The sequence below is a fragment of the Bombilactobacillus sp. ESL1092 genome (assembly GCF_058107465.1).
The window spans coordinates 473,972-495,236 of record NZ_CM176594.1; the positions used below are offsets into that span (position 1 = coordinate 473,972).

Genomic DNA, 21,265 nt, shown 5'->3' on the forward strand with positions numbered 1-21,265 from the left:
TAAATATCAATCATTCAGCTGGAAATAACGGTACTGGTTGTTGTGATTTAACATCGAACATTCCTTGATCAGAAATCTTTAATGCCGGTGAAACCAAGAGCGATAACGTCGACAAAGACATAATTTCATTAAAATGATGATAGCCTAAGCTTTGCATTCCTTGACGCACCTCCGCTAATTGTTGCCCCAGTTCTGGAATCGGAGCATTAGATACCACCCCACCAATTGGTAGTGGCGCGTTAGCAATGATCTGCTGATTTTTAGCTACTACATAACCGCCTTGCTGTTGTACTAATTGATTTTGTGCTACGACCATATCTTTTAAATCAGTGCCCAAAACTAATAAATTGTGGTGATCATGTGCCCATGTGGTTCCAATTGCGCCGGGGTGATTAATAGCACCTTTGATCAGAGCAAATTGTAATGGATAATGGTGCCCATAACGCTCTTGGACTACTAATAAAGCTAAACCAGCCGCTTGCCATTGTACGTGATGGTTTTTGACTGTAAGGTAGTGGGTTCACATTTGGTAAAGGTACTGGTTGGTTCAATTGCAATGACATTGGCCGTTACTTGCCCATTTTCTTGGGCAACTGTTAAATCTAAATCCTTGACCGTTAAGGGACTAGCTTGTACTGAATGGCTTAATTGTTCACTAAAATGCACTGGTTGGGGTTTAATATCTTGAACCAAGCGACCATTTTTATACACTGAATTAATTTTAAAAGTTGCTAAGTCGTCTAAAACGATTAAATCGGCCACCCGGCCCGGGGCAATCGCACCTCGATCCCATAGTCCCATGCGACGAGCAGGTGTATAAGTTGCCATATAAATAGCCATTTCTGGACTGAGACCATAACTAATTGCTTGTGCCACCAATTTATTTAAATGGCCTTCGCGTAAATCATCAGCCATTACATCATCGGTTACAAAACAAACATGTTCGTACAGTTGCTGATCAATAATCGTTTGAATGATCTCCGGCTTCAACGACTTGGCCTGAATCTCCACAAACATTCCGTTAGCAATGCGCTGTAACATCCCCGTGGGTGTCTGCTGAGTATGATCCGATGTAATCCCACCGGCAATAAAGCGGGCTAAATCTTCGTCTAAGTACTTGGGGCAATGTCCTTCCAGCGGCATCGTCGGTCGTTTTTTGCGACACACGGCAATTAACTTATTAATCAGAGAATCCGGTTGCGCCACTACGCCTTTAAAGTTCATAACTTCGCCCAGAACTACCACCCGCGGATCATCTAATAATTGACTGGCTGCTTGTTCGTCAATGACTCCTCCCGTCGTTTCCATCTGGGAATTAGTTGACGGCACCGAGGACGGAATAGCAAAAAAGATATCAATTAAGCTCGGTTGATCCATAAACTCTTTCAGTCCACTCAATCCAGCCACGTTAGCAATTTCATGGTCGTCCGCCACAATCGTCGTGGTGCCAAATTTGGCGGCTTGGGCGCCAAAAGCCGTGGGGGTGGTCATTGAACTTTCAATGTGCATATGTGCATCAACTAAGCCGGGAATCACAAATTTATCGTTTAAATCAATCACTTGCTGGGCTTGTGGCTGTTCCTTCGTTACCCAATAAATTTGCCCGTCCTTCACGGCAATATTGACTTTTTGAAATTTTTTTAAGTAAACATTAAAAACCTGTGCATTGATAAAAAGCTGATCAACAACTGTCATGATAACAATCTCCTTTATTTTTTATAATTCAATCTTATTATACTACTAATTCAAGAACTATATCAGTATAAAACCAGAACATAATTCGCATATACAGAACTATAAATTGTATAATCTATATATATAATACGTATTTATCTAATAAAAGCAAAAAAGACCTCAAATCAAAATAAATATGAACTTTGAAATAGATTAAATACCATCTCAAACTTTATTTATCTGACTTTGGTCTTTAAATTTACTTGTTAAATTTAATTAATTAGTTCTATTTTGATAAATCCAGAGTTTTTACGCCAAAATTTTGTGTCATTGCTTTACATTTTTTATCGACATAGTAACCCAAACCACAGCATGACACCCTAGTTAAAAATTTTTGAGGGCGCAATTTTTTCTCTTTTATACTGTCCCAGCCTTTTGATAATCCTTAATTTCCGCCGCAAATTCTGCCAATAATTTTGACCGATATTTTTTAGAACCCCGCCGTTGTTTAACGTGTTGCCACAAAATGGCGGCTACTTTCATTTTAGGCTGGTAGTCTTTTGTTAATGGATCTTGACAAAAATCTTTTACAAAGTTATTCCATTGATAGGTCTGCTCTTCAGCCGTAACAACCGTACAAGACGGAGATTGATAAGCATCAATTAAATCTTGAACCGTTGCCTCATGATCCTGATCAAGCTGAACGGAACGCAACTTAATAGCCATCGCCTTTTTAAACGAAAACTTTGCCACCCCAAAATACTGCGCAAAAAATTTCCGGGCTTCATTATTCAAGGTAAAACCACTATCTAACAATTTAGTCGTCGGCTGCAAATCTTGCCATTTTAAATTATTAGATTGAACTTTACGTCGCGGTTTAATCAGTGCTACTGGTATTCCATCTAAAAATTGGACTAAATATTGGGTTAATTCAGCCTTAGTCCCATAAGTCGGTAAGTGATATTGACGACAAAAAGATTGTAATTCTTGCTTATACCAATAATATTGCAAAAAAGTTGTACTAGTTAACTGGGAACTAAATTCTGGTCGTTGATCCATTCATTGTTCCTCCTCATACAGAACTTTTGAACCTAACCCAATTAATTAATTCGCTCTAACCGGGTAACACTTTCCACGTGCTTAGTCATTGGAAACATGTCGACTGGAGTGCTAATTTTGGCTTGATAATCCGTACGTAATAAATCTACATCGCGAGCCAGCGTAGCTGGGTTACAACTGATATAAACGATACGCTGGGGTTTTAAGCTGTGAATACTCTCAATTAAGCTAGAATCTAACCCCTTGCGTGGTGGGTCCACCACTAACACGTCAATTGGGCGTTGTTCTTGTGCCCATTTTTGTAAGACATCTTCTGTCTTACCAACAATAAATTGGGCATTATCAATTTGATTAATCGCGGCATTAACTTGCGCATCGTGCACGGCTTGTTTGACTACTTCAATGCCAATCACTTGCTGCGCCTTGTCGGCTAAACTCAAACCAATCGTTCCAATCCCAGAATAAGCATCCACAACGATTTCTTGTCCCGTTAAAGCTGCTGCGTCAATCGCTAATTGATATAATTTTTGCGTTTGCTCCGGATTAACTTGGTAAAAAGATTGCGGCGAAATGCGAAATTCTTTTCCTAAAATTTGATCCGTAATATAACTTTGACCTGCTACTAATTCAAACTTCGAACCCAAAATCACGTTCGTTTTCTTCGCATTGATATTTAAATACAGAGACTTAACAGTAGCATTTTGCATAATTGCTTTACATAACTGTGGCAACTGTTTCATTTTATCAGACATAACGACCAACACTACCAACAGCTCACCAGTTGTTGCAGAGCGCCGCACCATGATATGACGCACTTGACCACGATTGTGAATCTCATCGTAGCCTTGTAAACCAAATTGTCGTAATAAGTCCCGAATTTGATTAATTTCCGCATCAATTGCTGGCGCTTGAATCAAATAATCATCTAATGGCACTAAATCATGGGAGCGACTGCGAAAGAAACCGGTCGTGGCTTGACCCTGAAGCGTCCGTACTGGAATCTGTGCCTTATTGCGATAACCTAGCGGCTGCGTCGCCCCCACGGTCGGTTGAACGGCGATGTCTAAATGATGCTTTTGAAAATTATTCACCACTTGTTGCCGTTTAAATTCTAACTGCCGCTCGTAACGCCAATGAATGAGCGGTGCAATACCCGTTTGGATATATTTGGGATCATATTGGCTCACCCGATCTGGTGAAGCTTGTAAAACTTCTAAAGTTTTAGCAAAACCAAACTTGCGACCTACCTTCGTGACTACTGCTTTAACCTGCTCTTGTGGCAAAGCATTTTCCACAAATAACGAGTAACCGTCAACTTTAGCCACGCCTAAGCCTTCATAGGATAAATCTAAAATCTCCAACGTCACGACTTGATTCTTTTTTAAATTGGTTGTTTTCATAATTTTTCCTTTTACCTAATTTGACTAAAAAAGTTGTCTCCCCCAACAAAATCATTTGCTGAGTTGAAGTCTAACAACTTCGAGACAACTTTAATAGTTATTCTTTTAATGAATTAACACCTTGAACAAACTGTTCTTCAGCTTGCTTTTCATCAGGCGTTTCTGTATTTAACGAGTGATCCGGGATGGCATCAATATCGGCAAAAATTTGAATATGGTGCCGTAAAACCTTGATCTCCATCGGTGCGTCACCACCATATTCGCCATCCAAATTAATCATAATCCGCTGATCATCATTGGGGCGAACAAAAAGCTTTTTGGTTTTAGTATAAATAATCTTTGGATCATCAATATGCTTACCGCCATTCAAAGCTTTGGCAATTAATACTAGAATTTCGGCAATATTGGCGCCTTTAACAATTAACAAAGATGCCTTACCATCACCCAATTCTGCATCGGGAGCAACTTGCTCAAAGCCACCAACGGAATTCGTCAATCCCGATAAGAACAGTGTTACATCACCATCATAGACGCCATCGTCATACTCAATATGCATGTTAATTGGTTTGATTCGGGGCAACATCTCAGCGCCTTTAACTAAGTAAGCTAAATACCCCAAAATGGACTTATATTCTGACGGTACTTCATAAGTCACTTCCGAGATGGAGCCGCCACCAGCAATATTCATAAAGTAGTGGTCGCCTGCTTTGCCAATATCCATTGGCAATAATTGCTTTTTTAAAATGACGCGGGCCGCAGCTACGGGATCATTGCGGGGAATTTTCAAAGCCCGCGCATAATCATTCGTTGTCCCACCAGGAATCACTGCCATGGGTGGGCGCTTATCTAATGGTGAAATGCCGTTCACCACTTCGTTTAAGGTTCCATCGCCCCCAGCAGCCACAATTAAATCAAACCCTGCTAAAGCTGCCCGCTGGGCTTCTTTTTGGGCAGATAACGGTTCTGGCGTCGTTTGAAAAGCACTCGCTTCATACCCCGCTTCTTCCAACACATTTAAAATGCCCGCAACACTTTTTAAAATTGTTTCATTTCCCGAGGTTGGATTATAAATCAACCGAGCTTTCATTCATTAACCTCTTAGCGTTTTTTGATTTCTGCATTTAAAATTTGGTTCACCATCTTAGGGTTAGCCTTACCACGCGTTTGTTTCATAATCTGACCAACTAGAAAGCCGATAGCCCGATCTTTACCATTTTTAAAATCAACGATTGATTGTTCATTATCATCCAAAATTTGATTAATAATTGGTGTCAACACGTTAGGATCAGATTCTTGAACCATTCCCTTAGCCTCAACGAACGCCTTCGGTTCAGTTCCGTTAGCAATCGTTTCTGCAAAAACTTTCTTCGCAATTTTCGAAGAAATCGTGCCATCTTTAACTAAATTAATCATTGTCGCTAAGTTTTGCGGTGTCAACTTCGTTTGCGCCAAATCCAAATCGTTTTCGTTCAAATAAGCATTGACATTGACCATCAACCAATTAGAAACTTGCTTGGCATCAGCACCTAAAGCGACGGTTTGATCAAAGAAATCTGACATTTCTTTGGTATCTGTTAGAACACCCGCATCGTATTCTGGAATGCCCAATTCGTCAATATAGCGTTGCCGTCTTTTATCAGGCATTTCTGGAATGGCTTGTTTAATTTGTTCAATCCATTCACTAGTAATATGATAATCTGGCAAATCTGGTTCTGGGAAATAACGATAATCATCGGAGCCTTCCTTGACCCGCATCAAAATCGTTGAAGCTGTAGCCTCATCGTAACGCCGCGTTTCCTGCGCCACTGAACCCCCTGCCATTAAAATCTCGGATTGCCGCTTGGTTTCAAAAGCTAAACCATTTAACACATGTCTAAACGAGTTTAAGTTCTTTAATTCAACTTTTTGGCCTAATTTATCTGAGCCAATGGGGCGAATAGAAATATTAGTATCCACCCGCATGGAGCCTTCTTCCATTTTGACATCTGAAGCACCAGTAAATTGGACAATTTGCCGCAATTTTTCTAAATAAGCATAAGCCTCTTCTGGTGAAGCAATATCAGGCTTGGACACAATTTCAATTAATGGTGTACCTTGCCGATTCAAGTCAACATACGAGTAACCATCATCCGCATGGGTATTTTTACCAGCATCTTCTTCAACATGCATTTCTTCAATACCAATTTTTTTCTTGTGTCCATTGACTTCAATTTCAATCCAGCCATCATGAGCCAACGGTTTTTCTTTTTGCGTAATTTGATAAGCTTTGGGATTATCTGGATAAAAGTAATTCTTCCGATCAAAATGCGTATGGTGTTCAACTTCCGCATTCAAAGCTAAAGCAACCATAACTCCTAGACGGTAAGCATTTTGATTAACGGTCGGCAAAGTTCCAGGCATCCCAAAATCAATCACATTAGTCATCGTATTGGGACTAGCACCATAGGAAACAGGGGCGGGACTAAACATCTTGGATTTTGTTTTAAGTTCCACGTGCACTTCTAGGCCAATTGTCGTTTCAAAGTTCATTAATTATTGCCTCCTAACTGTGGACGTTGCTGTAAAAATGCTGATTCATCTTCGACAACTTGGGCAGCATTAAAAATGGTTTGTTCTGCAAAAGGCTTGGCAATCATCTGTAAGCCCACTGGCATTCCTTCAGCTAAGCCCACAGGCACTGAAGCTGCTGGTAAACCAGCTAAGTTGGCCGGAATAGTCAAAATATCATTCATGTACATAACTACTGGATCTTCAATCCGACTCCCTAAATCAAAGGCTGTTGTTGGTGCGGTCGGTCCCACGATTAAATCATAATCTTGAAAGACTTTATTAAAATCATCCATAATTAATGTCCGCACCTGTGCCGCCTTATTAAAGTAAGCATCATAGTACCCAGCTGATAAAGCAAAACTACCTAACATAATCCGGCGCTTAACTTCATCACCAAAACCTTCACTACGTGACTTAACGTAAACATCATCCAGGTTATGAACATCTTGTGCTCGATAACCATACCGAATGCCATCATAGCGTTGTAAGTTAGAAGAAGCTTCACTTGATGCAATAATATAATAAACTTGCACCGCATATTGCGCATGTGGTAATTGGACGGTATCAATCGTGGCACCATTTTGTTCTAAAATGCGAATGCCCCGTTCAACTTGCGCTTTGACTTGTTCATCGACACCTTCACCCATAAACTCTTCGGGAACGGCAACTTTTAAGCCACGCACATCAGCTTGAATGTTCCAATCAGGCACTGGTTGTTGGGTACTTGTATTATCATGTTGATCAAAACCACTGATCGCTTGTAAAACTTGAGCTGAGTCAGCCACGTGGCGTGACAAAACGCCCACTTGATCCAAACTTGAACTAAAGGCAATCACGCCCCAACGCGAAACGCGACCATAAGTCGGTTTAATTCCAAAAACACCATTAAAGGAAGCCGGCTGGCGCACGGAACCACCAGTATCAGTTCCTAAAGCAGCAATAACTTGACCTGAAGCCACTGCCGAGGCCGAACCACCAGAAGAACCGCCGGGAACCTTTTGCGTATTCCAAGCATTTTTAACGGGTCCAAAATAAGATGTTTCACTGGAAGAACCCATCGCAAATTCATCCATATTGGTTTTACCAATATTAATTAAACCAGCCTCAAACGCTTTTTGCGTCACCGTGGCATCATAAGTTGGCACAAAATTATTTAAAATTTTACTAGCAGCAGTCGTGGTCATGCCCTTAGTTAAAATATTATCCTTAATGGCCAACGGAATTCCCTTTAAGGTTTCATCAGGACCCACCGCTACTGGTGCCAATTGGGCTGCAGCGTCATTGACAGTAATAAAGGAATTCAACTGTGGATTCAGTGCCTGGATATTTTCTAAAGTTGCTTGTACTAACTCTTGACTACTAATTTGTTTCGTAGCCAGTTTTTGATGGAGCGTCGCAATTGTTTCATCAAAATAATTCACGTTACTTGTCCCCCTGATTTAACATTGATGGCACTTTAATAAAGCCACTCTCTTGTTCTGGAACATTTTTTAAAAGTGTGTCGCGACCCGGACCTTCTTGAGGCTCATCAAGTCGAAAAGTACTCTCTTGCCGTGCAATATGCGTCGTTGGCGCAACTCCTGCCGTGTCCACTTGACTTAATTCATCTTCCATTCGAATAATGTCGTCTAACTGCACCGTAAAATGTTCTAAACTGGCATCATCAAATTCTAACTTTGATAAGTCAGCCACATGGCGCACTAATTCTTTATCAAGCATTAAATCATCCCTTCATAAACACAATATTTAATAAATGAGCTCTCTAACTTTAATAAGAAGTCAAAACATGACTGCTATACTGTTTACTATTATAATCTTTTGTTAACAACGACTGCAAATCCTGAACGGTTTGAATTTTAATTTCTACGGCTGGTTGTTGTGGTAAATATCGATTAGCTGAATCTTGGACAAATTGCGTGAAACTATTGATCTGTGCCACACCGTAGAATTGAGTCGTAATTGTAATAGCTAATCTTTGTAAAGAACCATCCTGGTAATGAGCTTGCGCAGTTACCCCACTTAAATTAGGGAAATAACTTTGCACATGGTTCTTAAAGTTAGAGAAGCTATCGGCATCACTACTATTAATTGGTGATTCATCATTAACCACCGGCCAAACTTGATTTTGTTGTTTAATAGCTTTCCAGTCAGCAACTTGCTTTTGCTTCGGCTGACTCACACCATAACTAAAGAAAGTCCCTCCGACTAGCGAGTCATTCACATTTTGTTTATACAAACCAACTGTAATAGGCACATTTTTTAAACTAGCTTTTTGGCGTAAGCGCGTAACAATCTCATCAGCCATTTTCTTCCCCTGCGCCAAACGCTGTTCCGGGGTAATTTTCGTTTCAAACTGAGCGCCATACTTTTCCTTAGTATAATAATCGACATCATTCATTGCCAAGCCAATTGTCACACCGGATAAAGTATAACTTTTATCATTTTGTGTATAAAAATCCTGTTCCAATAATTGCTGCAGATAAATAGGATTGCGCTTATCGGGCTCTAGTGAACCATTATCTTCCGGATTTAATCCCGTCGGATTTTTGGCTGATTTACGATCTAACCAATTCTGGGCCATTTTGGCTGAAATAATTTTACCTTCTTGAAAAGAATAACGGTCAGTAGAAAATTCCTTCTTCGAAATATCCAGTAGGCCACTTTCAAAGGCTGCTTGATTACCATCATTATCACTATCGCTATCAGCCGTTAAACCCGTAATCGGGCTGGTATGATACTTGCCATTGTTCAGTAAGGTACTATATTGTCCGGTTTTCGAAGCCCCGGTAGTCGTCATCTTACTGCTTTTTTCATTACTATGTGAAGACAAAGTGGAATTATTTAAGTTACCACAACCAGCTAATAATAACGTTGTCAAAACGACAGTAAAAATCCCCGCAATCTTATTTTTTGGCATATTTACACTTCCTCAAGTTGTTGTTGTAATTGGCTTTCATCCCAAATAGCTACTCCTAATTGCCGAGCCTTCGTTAATTTACTACCTGCTTTTGCACCAGCAATTAAAATATCGGTTTTTTTGGAAACGGAACTAGTAACATGCGCTCCCAAATGTTCTAGTTGTGTCGTCAATTGCGCCCGCGTATAGTGTTGCAAAGAGCCCGTCAAGACAATTGTTTTACCATTAAAGATGGTATTATCACTTGAAGCACCAGCAGTTTGATAAGTTAAATTGACTTGTAACTTGGCTAATTCTGTAACTAGTTGCTGTACTTTCGGATTTTGAAAATAAACAGTCACACTGTCCGCAATAATCTCCCCTAAAGTTGCAATCTGCGCAATTTGCTCTTTGGAAGCAGCCATCAACGCGGTTAAAGTTTGAAAATTTTGTGCTAATAACAACGCCGCTTTCGCACCAACATGGCGAATCCCTAAACCATATAATAAGCGTTCTAAGGAATTAGCTTTCGAGCGGTCAATAGCTGTTAACAAATTATGAATGGATTTATCTTTAAAACCCGGAATTTCCGTCAAGTCACTGGCTGTTAGCCGGTACAAATCAGCGACATCGCGTACTAAGTGTTTTTGCCACAGCTGTTGGATAATTTTCGGGCCTAAACCTGTAATGTCCATGGCATTCCGTGATGCAAAATGAGTTAAGCCCTCTTGCACCTGCGCCGGACACATTGGATTAATGCAACGTAAAGCTACTTCTTCTTCCAGATGCACCAGTTGCGATTGACAAGAAGGACATTGTTGTGGAATGACGTATGGTTGACTATCACGAGAACGCTGATCAACCAAAACTTGCGAAACTTCGGGAATAATATCCCCCGCTTTATGAAGCAATACCACGTCATGCAAGCGAATATCTTTTTGTTTAATTAAATCTGGATTATGCAACGTGGCTCGCGCCACTGTCGTGCCCGCCAATTGTACAGGATCCATCACAGCAGTCGGTGTCACCACACCTGTCCGCCCCACAGTCCAGACAATCTCATTAATCCGTGTTTTAGCTTGCTCGGGGGGGAATTTATAAGCAATTTCCCACCGTGGAACTTTGACCGTATTGCCCAAAGTTGCTTGAGCTTGGAGGTCATTGACTTTTAAAACTACTCCGTCAATGCCATAGGGTAAATCAGTCCGTAATTCTTGGTATTTAGCAATAAAATCTTGCACGCCTTCTAAGTCATGACTGACAAAATGGTCAGGATTCGTTTGAAAGCCCAAATCTTGCATTGTCGTCAAAGCTTGGGCTTGATTATTCACAGCTAAAGCTTGCGGTTGCATCAAAGTGTAGATAAAAGTGCTTAATTGCCGTTGTTTCGTGACTTGCGCATCCAATTGCCGTAAGCTACCCGCAGCAGCATTGCGCGGATTGGCAAAAGCACTGGCACCGTTTTGATCACGTTTTTGATTTAATTGTTGAAAAGCAGCCTTGGACATGTAGCATTCACCACGAACTTCCAGATCCAAAGGCTGAGCTAAAGTCTGAGGAATATCACTAATTGTTCGCACATTAGCTGTCACGTCTTCACCTACTTGACCATCACCACGGGTGGAAGCTTGGACTAATTTTCCTTGTTCATAGCGCAGTGATAACGCCAAGCCATCAATCTTTAACTCCACACAATAATCTACAGGATGACCTAAAGCCATTTTTAAACGATTATTAAAAGTTTGCAGCTCTTCAAATGAAAAAACATCACCCATTGATAACATCGGAATGGCATGATTAACTTTTGAAAATTCTGGTAAAACAGCATCGCCGACCAATTGACTAGGAGAATCTGGCGTTACTAATTGGGGAAACTGCTGTTCTAATTGTAATAATTGTTCATATTGTTGATCATAAACATAATCTTCAACTAAGGGGGCATCTTTAGTATAGTAAGCTGCCCGCTCCTGATTCAGTTGTGTGCGTAACTTAGTTAATTGCTCTTGAGCTGTAGATTGATCCATATCATTCTCCTGACTCAATTTTTTTAATCGGGGCAAACTCAGCTAATAAGCGTTTAATGCCGGTCGGTTGTTCAAAGGCAATATCTAACTCGGCGCTTTCGCCTTGTCCCGTAACTTTTACAATCGTCCCAATGCCCCAAGCTTTATGCTGCACCTGTTGACCAATTTGCCAATGAACTTGACCAGCAGCACTTTGATTCGCCACACTCGGAGCTTGTGGGTGTTGTTGGGGTTTACGTGGCCGACGAATAGAGCGACGTTGATCAAACGGGTATTGCGTCGTATTAGCTTGTGGTTGCACAGCTTTTTGTTCTAATAAATCAGGGGTAATTTCGTCAACGAATCGCGATTGAGGATTACTCTGGGTACGACCATATAACATTCTGGACCAGGCACTGGTCAAATATAGCCGTTCCTGTGCCCGGGTAATGCCGACATAAGCCAACCGCCGTTCTTCTTCCAATTGCTCAGCATCATTCAGTGAGCGACTTAAAGGAAAAATTCCTTCTTCCATGCCCACTAAAAAGACTACTGGAAATTCCAAACCTTTTGCCGCGTGTAATGTTAACAACGTCAGCTGATCACTTTGGTCAGCTTCCGTATCTTCACTGCTCACTAACGCTAATTCTGCTAAAAAATCGACCAAAAAATCAGCCGCTTCATCCTCTGGTTCATAATTTTGATCAAAATCTTGTGTCACCGTTAATAGTTCTTGAATATTTTCTAAACGTGTTTGAGCCTCAAGGCTATCTTGCCGCTCTAAGTTAGCCACATAGCCACTTTGTTCAAGCACCGCTTGCATTAAATCAGTCATATTGGCATAAGCCTTGGGTTGTTGCAACTTGTGAATCATCTGCGCAAAATTTTGCAGGTTGAGTTTAACTTTACCTGACAAGCCTGTAATGGTATCGGCATTGAAAGCTGCTTCTAACAAACTAATTTGTTTTTGATCGGCAGCTTGCTGCAACTTCGCCAAGGAGCCCTGTCCTATCCCGCGTTTAGGTTCATTAATTACTCGTTGAAAACTTAAAGAATCTTTAGGATTAGCAACCAATTGTAGGTAGGCTAAAACATCCCGAATTTCTTTGCGATCATAGAATTTGTGCCCACCAATAATTTTGTATGGTAGGTTCGCCTTCAACAATTGATCTTCGAAAATTCGCGATTGTGCATTAGTCCGGTACAAAATGGCCATTTGCTTTAACTGATAATCTCCCGCCTGGCGTAATTTGACAATTTGGTCAATTACATACAACGCTTCATCCCGTTCGGAAGCAGCACGATAATAAGCAATTTTTTCACCCTGCGGATTATCTGTCCATAATTTCTTCGGTTGCCGATTATTATTATTGGCAATCACATCATTAGCTGCTTGTAGTATCACTTTGGTCGAGCGGTAATTCTGTTCCAATAAAATTGTTTGTGCTTGAGGATAATCCTGTTCAAAATTCAAAATATTATCCATGTTAGCACCGCGCCAACCATAGATACTCTGATCGCCATCACCCACGACACAAATGTTTTGGTATTTGGCTGCTAACAAACTAACTAAGCGATACTGAGCATCATTCGTATCCTGATATTCATCCACGTGAATGTAATGAAACTTTTCTTGATAAGAATCTAAAATTTGCGGATTTTGCTCAAATAAAATCGTCGTCTGCATAATCAAGTCATCAAAATCCATACTTTGATTATCTTGTAAGCGCGCCTGATATTGTTCATAAACTTGGGCAGCAACTTTTTCAAACGGACTATTAGCTTGTTGAGCATAAGTTTTAGGCGTTAGTAACTCATTTTTGGCACCACTAATCACACTTAATAAAGCCCGCGGATCATATTTTTTGGGATCAAGATTTAACTGCTTTAAAATTTGCTTCACCAAAGTTAATTGCTCTGATGAACCCGTAATTGTAAAAGCGCGACTATAACCAATTGCTTCTGCCTCGCGCCGCAAAATTCGCACACACATCGAATGAAAGGTTGAGACCCAAACTCCTTGTGCATGTTCACCTAACAATTTTTGAACCCGTTCTTGCATTTCGCGCGCAGCTTTATTGGTAAACGTAATCGCCAAAATGTGCCACGGCAAAACCTCTTGTTCTTCGATTAAATAAGCAATCCGGTGTGTCAAAACTCGCGTTTTACCACTACCAGCTCCAGCCAAAACCAACAAGGGACCATTTGTTGTCGTTGTTGCCTGTTTTTGTTTATCGTTTAGTCCCTGTAAAATAGCTGTTTCTGACATTAAATTCTTCCTTTTCTTTTCTGAATTACAGTCTCAATTATAGCAAACTCTTGCGGACAATCCAGCCACACGAAAAGAATATCTATCATACAAGCGCAAAAATTATCCACCAATTTTTCAGTGCGTCTAATTCCAAAAATTTAGCATCCCTGCAGCTTAATTCCAAACAAAGAGGCTGGGCTAAAAGTCATCTGACAGTTCAGGTTGAACTGAACTGCTGGCTTTTTTAATTCAATCAACTTAATGATCGCGCACAATCATTAGGCTGATTGACCCCAACCTTGATTTATTATTTTTTATTTTCAAACAAGTCAGTTTTGTCACACAGCACTCTAATTTAAGCCCACTCGGGTAAAAATTTCATCAATATGTTTTAAATGCCAGTGATAATCGAAGGCTTCATCTAAATCAGTGGGACTCAAATACTGCATAATTTGCTCATCAGCTTCTAGTAACGGCCGAAAGTCCACGTGCTCTTCCCAAACTTGAGCCGTCTTGGGTTGCACCAAATCATAGGCTTGCTCTCGACTTAACCCCGCATCAATTAACTTCAACAACACGCGTTGTGAATAAATCAAGCCATGCGTAACATTTAAATCAGCAGCCATTTTATCTTCAAAAACGGTTAAATTGCTTAAAATTTTAGTAAAACGTTGTAACATATAGTCCAAAATTTCCGTGGAATCTGGCAAAATAATCCGTTCCGCTGAGCTGTGCGAGATATCCCGCTCATGCCACAATTCAATATCTTCTAGTGCGGTAAAAACATGTCCTTTTAAAACACGTGCTAAACCCGTAATATTTTCTGAACCAATCGGATTACGCTTATGAGGCATCGCTGAGGAACCTTTTTGTCCTGGCGCAAAATGTTCCTCGACTTCGCGCACTTCAGTGCGTTGTAAATGTCTAATTTCTAAGGCAAAACGTTCTAAGGAAGCCCCAATCAAAGCCAACGTCATGATATATTCAGCATGCAAATCACGCGGTAACACTTGTGTAGAAATTTCCTGCGCTGTCAAACCTAATTGGGCACACACCATTTGTTCGACTTCGGGAGGCACGTTAGCAAAGGTTCCTACTGCACCACTGATCTTCCCGGCTTGAACGCCTTGAGCAGCATGATCAAACCGTTGTAAATCGCGTTTTAATTCTGAATACCAATTGGCCAATATTAAGCCAAAGGTGGTGGGTTCAGCATGAACACCATGAGTCCGGCCCATCATCACCGTTGTTTTATATTGTTGCGCTTTTTGAGCCACTACGTGTAACAACTCCACTAAGTCTTGGCGCAACAAAGTATTAGCTTGTTTTAACAAATAGCCATACGCTGTATCGACGACATCTGTCGAAGTAACTCCAAAATGAATCCACTTTTTTTCTGGACCTAAGCTTTTGGAAACAGTCCGTGTGAAAGCTACCACATCATGCTTCGTAATTTTTTCCATTGCGATAATATCTGCTACTTGAAAGCTAGCGTTGTGTTCAATGGCAGCTAAATCAGCATCCGGAATTTTTCCGAGACGATTCCAAGCCCGGTCAACGGCAATCTCCACTTCTAACCACGCCTGATATTTATTTTGCTCACTCCAAATTTGGGCCATTGCTGGATTCTGATACCGTTTGATAACCATGAACTTCTCCTTTATCCCTTAACTGTAAAGCTACCGCTATTTTTAAATCTGCCACAACTCTGTGGCGTTCACATAATTGAGTAATTGTTGTTCATTTTCCGCAAAAACCACTAAAGTTCCAACTTCTGTTTGGTCTGTGGCAGACGAATAGTCACGATGATTAAATTTTAATTGCCATTGTGGATGTTGCTGAATCAAAGCCACCGCTGTGGACAAATGCTGTTTAGTCACCTGTAACTCACAGCCATTCATCCAGGGGGTTAAGTTAGGCAGGGGCCAATTACACAAACTGCGGATTAACAATTCTTCCTGAGAGGTTTGCGTCACCGCTGCAAAAATTTGCGCGGAAAACACGGTTCCCGGATATAACCGTTCAACATAGAGCATTCCAGATTGGGTAGTACACAATTTAATCGCAAACAAGCCTTGATAATGCAAATGACTGCCAATGGTTTGGGCAATTTCTTGCACTTCTTGTTTCAAAGCGACTTCATCAGTTTTCGTAACTAAAGCCGTTTTCAAGCCTTGCGGGCGTGTAACCTTGATCAACGGATAAGTTTTAATGTCGCCCGTGTAATCTTTCGTAACCATGGCAAAGACTTCTTGATGAATATCGACCAATGATTCCAAAATAAAGGAGCCTTGTGGCAATTGATAATTGTCAATTTGTGCTTGATTATAAAATGTTTCTTGAAAATCAGGATCCACCGCGCGTTGAATCGGTTTTAAAAGACATGGAAACCCAATTTCTGAAACAGCCATTTGTAAGTCAGCTTTATTCACAACCGTGACATACGGAGTAATATTCAAATTATGTTCGTTCAAAAAGCACCGTTCTAAATAACGATCTTGCATCAAATCAAGAATTTCAGTACCTTGAACTAATTTTTCCGGCTGGGCTAATTGTTGCGGATCAGGTAATTCGATCTGACTATCATTATATAAAACTAAATCCACAGCTTGAAACAAGCGTTCTAACAATTCTAAGTTGTGGTAATCACCCACGATTAATTTACTAACAACATTAGTCCATTGCTTCGGCTGGTCAGTCAAAACTGTCACCTGAAAGCCCATATTTTGCGCTTGAATGGCCAATTGCTGATCACTACTACCACCATGAATAATTCCTAATTTACTGTTCGGTTCCATAAATTCCATGCTTAATTCTGCCTCATTCTTCTGCAAAAATTACCTTTCCGTTCTCAAAACCACTGATTCTAGCTAAGGACAGAATCGGAATCTGCTGTTCATCAATCAGCTGCCGCCCTTTTTGGAAAGTCTTTTCAATGACAATTCCAATTCCTTCTAACGTCGCCCCTGCTTGTTGAATAATCGTGGTCAAGCCGGAAACTGCTTGTCCATTAGCCAAAAAATCATCCACAATTAAAACGTGATCTTGAGCAGTCAAAAACTTTTTAGCAATACTAATTTGATTAGTTTCTTTTTTAGTAAAGGAGTAAACATCCGCAACATATAAATCCGAACTCATTGTAATAGAACGATGCTTCCGAGCAAAAACCACTGGCTTTTGAAAAGCAACGCCCGTTAAAACGGCGGGCGCAATTCCCGAAGATTCAACAGTTAAAATTTTGGTAATCGGCAATTTTTGAAAATGCTGATAAAAAGCCTGACCCATTTTTTGCATTAACAGCGGATCAATTTGATGATTTAAGAAACTGTCAACTTTGAGCACATCTTGGCCTAAAACTCGACCATCCTGCTTGATTCGTTCTTCTAGTTCACGCATTGTGGTGCCTCCCTAAGCTTTACTTTAAGATTACCATTATCACTGCATTAGTGAAATACTTTAATTTATTTGGTATCATATTCATCTAAATTATAAGTCTGAATAATTTTGATTAGTTTTTTAGCATAATCTGGATCTGTAGCATAACCATCTTTTTGCAAACTTCGCGCCGCCTCGACATAGTTGTCAGCCGCTAGTACGTGCTGGTACTGCTGCTTATTCCAAGTAGTACCGTTTGCCAACAATGCATCATGATCGGCAATGGATGCTTCAAAATTAGTATAAACCTTAAAACGGGCGGTCACTGTGACCCACTGTCCATTTTGGTACTCTTGAGTTTGTAATTCTTGCGACTCTTGGGGATTGTCATCTTTCACGCCAAACAAATTGTGATAATCACTAGCCAAACTACTTTGACCCCAATTACTTTCCAAAACGGCTTGGGCCAACGTCACGCTTGGTAATACATGATACTGTTGCCCGTATTTAACAGCCGCTGGCGCTAACTTTTTAATAAATTGCTGTTTTTGCCGAAATTGATTCTGTACTTGAATATTCGGCTGCGAGTTCACAACTTCTTGTCGCCAATGATTAATCATTATGACCGCTAAAACAAATCCACAACCTAAGATTAAAATTGCCACCAAGCCATTCGCAAAATTATTTTGCTGAGTTGCCCGGCTACGCCTTTTTGCCAAATTTTTCACCGATATCTTTCTCATAATTATGATAACATGCACCCAAGATTTATGTAAAAAAAAACCAGCCCGTGGGCTGGTCAGCACTAAGAGTTTAAGCTTAGTCTTTGTTAACGTTAACTGCTTGTGGTCCACGATCACTTTCTTCGATATCGAAAGTAACTGATTGACCTTCTTCAAGAGTCTTATAGCCTTCACCGTTGATAGCGGAGAAATGTACGAATACATCACTACCATCTTCGCGAGTAATAAAACCATAACCTTTTTCAGCGTTAAACCATTTTACTGTTCCATGTTCCATGTGAACATCCTCCTCAAAACACTTTTTGCATTTCTTTGTGGCCGATATGGAAGTTAGTTACACATGAACCATCGAACCATAACCATTCAAAAACACGTCTTTATATTAACATGCTCACAAAAGATAATCAATCAAGTTTTGCTAAATTTATTAAATTTATTTTAATATGGAAAGCACACTTTAAACAGCTCTTTGCGCTCCTAGAGCCTAACAAGAACCACTTCTTCACATTAAGAAACCAGCAATCAAAAAATTAAAAAATCTAGTAAAGTGAATAATATTCTTATCCAAATTGTCGTAGTGCCACTTGTTTAAATATTCGCCAAAAATTGAGTATTAAGCGATTTTTGTTCAATCATTTTCATATATGACAACAAAAAAAGTAGCCGTAGCTACTTTAATTAAGATGCGGGTAAGAAGACTCGAACTTCCACGGAGATAATTCTCCACAAGATCCTTAGTCTTGCGCGTCTGCCAATTCCGCCATGCCCGCAAAAACAATACTCATTCATCATAATATGAATGGGCAAATTTTGCAAGCAACTGCGGCAAAAATAAATTAGCATCAATTAACACAAATCTTTTATTTTTATGAGGCAACTGGCATCTAACTCCAATTGGGAGCTGGAACAAAAAATTTTAACCTAAGCGCTGTAAACACTTAGCAATCTCAGCCGTTGCTTGGTCTTGATCTTGTTCAGACTGTTGAAATTGATCCAAGTCCACCGTACGATTATCTTTCATACTATCAATCATTTGCTGACAAGCTTGAACATAAGCTTGATAGGCTTGAACTAAATTCATATGAATGCCCATAAAACGTGCTGGAGCTCTTAAATCGGCTAATTGTTGGGTTAATTGAGCATATTCATCAGTTCCATGCTGAAAATCACCCTGAATTGCCAAGTAATGAGCGGATTGCATTTGCTCTAATTCGTTTTTTTGCAAAGCCGTTTTAATTTCTTGAAACTTAGGATTCAACTCTTCTTGAATTTCCTGCGTCCGTTGTAAAACATCATTTAACGTTTGTGCATACTTGATCGCCCGTTGTTGTGCTTTATTAACCATGTCTTTGCCTCCTTAAAATTGATCAAAAACTGTATACGGCAACTGCCGCTTATGAGCAGTCTTCAAATACCAGTTTTCAATCTTTTGGGCCGCTGCTGCTGTGACTTCTTTGCCTTCCAAATAATCATCAATCTCTTGATACGTTACCCCCAAAGCAACTTCATCAGCTAAGCCTGGCCGACCATCCTCTAAATCAGCCGTCGGGGTTTTAGTATATAAATTGGCCGGGGCTTGCAAGTATTGCAATAATTGACGGCCTTGGCGCTTATTTAACCTAAATAAAGGCGTAACATCGGCGGCACCATCACCGTATTTAGTATAAAAACCCGTAATATTTTCCGCGGCGTGATCGGTTCCCACTACAACGCCCTTAGTTTCACCAGCAATCGCATATTGTACAATCATGCGTTGACGCGCTTTAATATTGCCCTTATTGAAATCACTAATGGCTAAGCCATTAGGTGTGATACTAGCCACGACTGCATCTACTGCTGGCTTAATATCCACCCGGTAAGTCTTATCCGGTTGAATAAAATCTAAAGCCTGTAAAGCATCTGATTCATCAGCTTGTTGCCCATAAGGCAAACGAACGGCAATAAATTGGTAACTAGATTGGGGGTGTTCTGCTCGTAATTCACTCACAGCCAACTGGGCCAAGCGACCTGTTAAAGTCGAATCTTGACCACCAGAAATTCCTAACACTAATGTTTTTAATTGATTTTTTTGTAAAAAATGCTTTAAAAAGTCCACACTCCGCTGTACTTCTTGTTCGGGATCAATCTGGGGCGCAACTTTTTCAAAAGCAATAATTTCTTTTTGTAATGGACGCAATCTTAAAACCTCATTTCTCAAATACAATTACTTTAACACAGTTTGATAAATTTCACTGATTGTTTGAGCCAAACGTTCGTTAGAAAAATTGGCAGCACAATATTCATAATATTTCTGGCCCAAAGCGCGTAATTCATCTTTTTGCCACAAGTCATGAGCTTGAATTAACGCCTGTTTTAGGCTTTCAAAATCATTAATAGGGGTAATCCAACCCAGCCCCGGTTGAACGGCTTGCGCATCCGAACCAGCATCACTAGCGACCACGGGTAAACCATTATTAGCTGCTTCTAGTAAAACTAGTGGAAAGCCTTCCGATAATGATGGTAGGACAAATAAGTCCGCGTTTTGGTAATACTGCTCTGTTTTGTCTTGAAAGCCGATAAATTCGACTTTTTGTGCCAAATCTAGTTCTTGTACTAAGTGTTCCAATTGGGGCCGCGAAGTTCCATCACCCACTAGCTTTAAGCGCCAGTCAAAATCTAGCTCTGCTAAAACTTTTAAGAGTAATTGTTGGTTTTTCACAGGCACTAAACGAGCAACATTCAATAGCGTAAACGGATCTTGTCGCGTCGTTTGGGGCGCTTTTTCGCGAAAGTACATTGTATTAAAGACCGGCTTGATTTTGTCTGCGGCAATCCCCACTTGTTCTAAAATTGGCTTAAATTTAGCAGTTACTGGCATCAATAGCTCAGCTTTTTTCAAGGCCCGTAAATTTAAAGAAGTCATTAACTTTCCTTTGAAATTGTCAGCAAAATCCACATAAGGATCACTATGAACCGTAATGATCCACTTTGCATGCACATGCTTATAAATCAAACTCATTAAAAAATTAGCCCGGGGACCATGCGTATTCACAATATCAATTTGATTATCATTAATGAACTTCTTGAGACGCCCGAGCACCCGCAAATCCAACTGCCCATCTTGGTTCATAATAGTAGTGGGAATTTGCCATTCATTTGCTAGATCAGAAACTGGACCCCGTTCAAAAACTAAGAGCTGCGAATCAATATCTCGTTGATTCAAGCCCCGTAGAATATTAATAATAATCGTTCGTCCGCCGCCATTTTCATTCCCGGCGTTCACGTGTAAAGTTTTCATAAATTAAATCCTCACAATAAATTGTTAAACAAATCTA

General features: G+C 40.3%; 17 protein-coding genes, 1 tRNA gene and 1 pseudogene. All 19 read right to left on the reverse strand.

From position 1 onward, the window contains the following. Nucleotides 1–10: 10 nt before the first annotated feature. The 19 genes and pseudogenes from AC3B6Y_RS02335 to AC3B6Y_RS02425 all read right to left on the reverse strand — a co-directional run bounded on the left by AC3B6Y_RS02335 (nucleotide 11) and on the right by AC3B6Y_RS02425 (nucleotide 21,228). Nucleotides 11–1,695 (reverse strand): annotated as a pseudogene (locus AC3B6Y_RS02335) (adenine deaminase C-terminal domain-containing protein). 396 nt (nucleotides 1,696–2,091) lie between these two features. After that, nucleotides 2,092–2,733, reverse strand: a complete 642-nt coding sequence (locus tag AC3B6Y_RS02340; protein ID WP_489791265.1) for an SAP domain-containing protein — start codon at nucleotides 2,731–2,733, stop codon at nucleotides 2,092–2,094. 41 nt (nucleotides 2,734–2,774) lie between these two features. Next, nucleotides 2,775–4,133 (reverse strand): 23S rRNA (uracil(1939)-C(5))-methyltransferase RlmD, encoded by a 1,359-nt coding sequence (gene rlmD, locus AC3B6Y_RS02345; RefSeq protein WP_489791266.1) that lies wholly within the window; start codon nucleotides 4,131–4,133, stop codon nucleotides 2,775–2,777. 97 nt (nucleotides 4,134–4,230) lie between these two features. Further along, nucleotides 4,231–5,220: a diacylglycerol kinase family lipid kinase gene (locus AC3B6Y_RS02350; protein WP_489758213.1), complete on the reverse strand. Its 990-nt coding sequence runs from the start codon at nucleotides 5,218–5,220 to the stop codon at nucleotides 4,231–4,233. 11 nt (nucleotides 5,221–5,231) lie between these two features. Next, nucleotides 5,232–6,662 (reverse strand): Asp-tRNA(Asn)/Glu-tRNA(Gln) amidotransferase subunit GatB, encoded by a 1,431-nt coding sequence (gene gatB, locus AC3B6Y_RS02355; RefSeq protein WP_489790212.1) that lies wholly within the window; start codon nucleotides 6,660–6,662, stop codon nucleotides 5,232–5,234. Then, nucleotides 6,662–8,104 carry an Asp-tRNA(Asn)/Glu-tRNA(Gln) amidotransferase subunit GatA gene (gene gatA / locus AC3B6Y_RS02360; protein ID WP_489758211.1) on the reverse strand — a complete coding sequence of 481 codons (1,443 nt, stop codon included), beginning with the start codon at nucleotides 8,102–8,104 and terminating at the stop codon, nucleotides 6,662–6,664. The genes gatB and gatA overlap by 1 nt, the downstream gene beginning before the upstream one ends. Nucleotide 8,105: 1 nt before the next feature. Next, nucleotides 8,106–8,402, reverse strand: coding sequence for an Asp-tRNA(Asn)/Glu-tRNA(Gln) amidotransferase subunit GatC (gene gatC / locus AC3B6Y_RS02365; RefSeq protein ID WP_489758210.1), 297 nt, complete (start codon nucleotides 8,400–8,402; stop codon nucleotides 8,106–8,108). A 49-nt stretch (nucleotides 8,403–8,451) separates the two neighbouring features. Then, entirely contained in the window at nucleotides 8,452–9,600 is a 1,149-nt protein-coding gene (locus AC3B6Y_RS02370) for a CamS family sex pheromone protein (protein ID WP_489791267.1), read from the reverse strand. A 2-nt stretch (nucleotides 9,601–9,602) separates the two neighbouring features. Continuing rightward, nucleotides 9,603–11,603 carry an NAD-dependent DNA ligase LigA gene (ligA, locus tag AC3B6Y_RS02375; protein WP_489769576.1) on the reverse strand — a complete coding sequence of 667 codons (2,001 nt, stop codon included), beginning with the start codon at nucleotides 11,601–11,603 and terminating at the stop codon, nucleotides 9,603–9,605. 1 nt (nucleotide 11,604) lies between these two features. Continuing rightward, nucleotides 11,605–13,851: a DNA helicase PcrA gene (pcrA, locus tag AC3B6Y_RS02380; protein ID WP_489791268.1), complete on the reverse strand. Its 2,247-nt coding sequence runs from the start codon at nucleotides 13,849–13,851 to the stop codon at nucleotides 11,605–11,607. Between the two features lie 332 nt (nucleotides 13,852–14,183). Further along, the gene (gene purB, locus AC3B6Y_RS02385; protein WP_489791269.1) at nucleotides 14,184–15,482 is read right to left on the reverse strand and encodes an adenylosuccinate lyase; all 1,299 of its coding nucleotides are present in this window, start codon (nucleotides 15,480–15,482) and stop codon (nucleotides 14,184–14,186) included. Between the two features lie 42 nt (nucleotides 15,483–15,524). After that, nucleotides 15,525–16,640, reverse strand: a complete 1,116-nt coding sequence (locus AC3B6Y_RS02390; RefSeq protein WP_489758205.1) for an ATP-grasp domain-containing protein — start codon at nucleotides 16,638–16,640, stop codon at nucleotides 15,525–15,527. 13 nt (nucleotides 16,641–16,653) lie between these two features. Beyond that, nucleotides 16,654–17,229, reverse strand: coding sequence for a xanthine phosphoribosyltransferase (locus tag AC3B6Y_RS02395; RefSeq protein ID WP_489758204.1), 576 nt, complete (start codon nucleotides 17,227–17,229; stop codon nucleotides 16,654–16,656). A gap of 65 nt (nucleotides 17,230–17,294) precedes the next feature. Beyond that, nucleotides 17,295–17,936 (reverse strand): glycoside hydrolase family 73 protein, encoded by a 642-nt coding sequence (locus AC3B6Y_RS02400; RefSeq protein WP_489758203.1) that lies wholly within the window; start codon nucleotides 17,934–17,936, stop codon nucleotides 17,295–17,297. A 91-nt stretch (nucleotides 17,937–18,027) separates the two neighbouring features. After that, on the reverse strand, nucleotides 18,028–18,228 hold the full coding sequence (locus AC3B6Y_RS02405) for a cold-shock protein (RefSeq protein WP_489756232.1): 201 nt from the start codon (nucleotides 18,226–18,228) through the stop codon (nucleotides 18,028–18,030). A 407-nt stretch (nucleotides 18,229–18,635) separates the two neighbouring features. Further along, nucleotides 18,636–18,721: transfer RNA gene (locus tag AC3B6Y_RS02410), tRNA-Leu, on the reverse strand. A 146-nt stretch (nucleotides 18,722–18,867) separates the two neighbouring features. Next, nucleotides 18,868–19,296: a hypothetical protein gene (locus tag AC3B6Y_RS02415; protein ID WP_489758202.1), complete on the reverse strand. Its 429-nt coding sequence runs from the start codon at nucleotides 19,294–19,296 to the stop codon at nucleotides 18,868–18,870. Between the two features lie 12 nt (nucleotides 19,297–19,308). After that, nucleotides 19,309–20,127, reverse strand: a complete 819-nt coding sequence (gene nadE, locus AC3B6Y_RS02420) for an NAD(+) synthase (RefSeq protein ID WP_489791270.1) — start codon at nucleotides 20,125–20,127, stop codon at nucleotides 19,309–19,311. A gap of 27 nt (nucleotides 20,128–20,154) precedes the next feature. Continuing rightward, the gene (locus AC3B6Y_RS02425; RefSeq protein WP_489791271.1) at nucleotides 20,155–21,228 is read right to left on the reverse strand and encodes a glycosyltransferase family 4 protein; all 1,074 of its coding nucleotides are present in this window, start codon (nucleotides 21,226–21,228) and stop codon (nucleotides 20,155–20,157) included. Nucleotides 21,229–21,265: the final 37 nt, after the last annotated feature.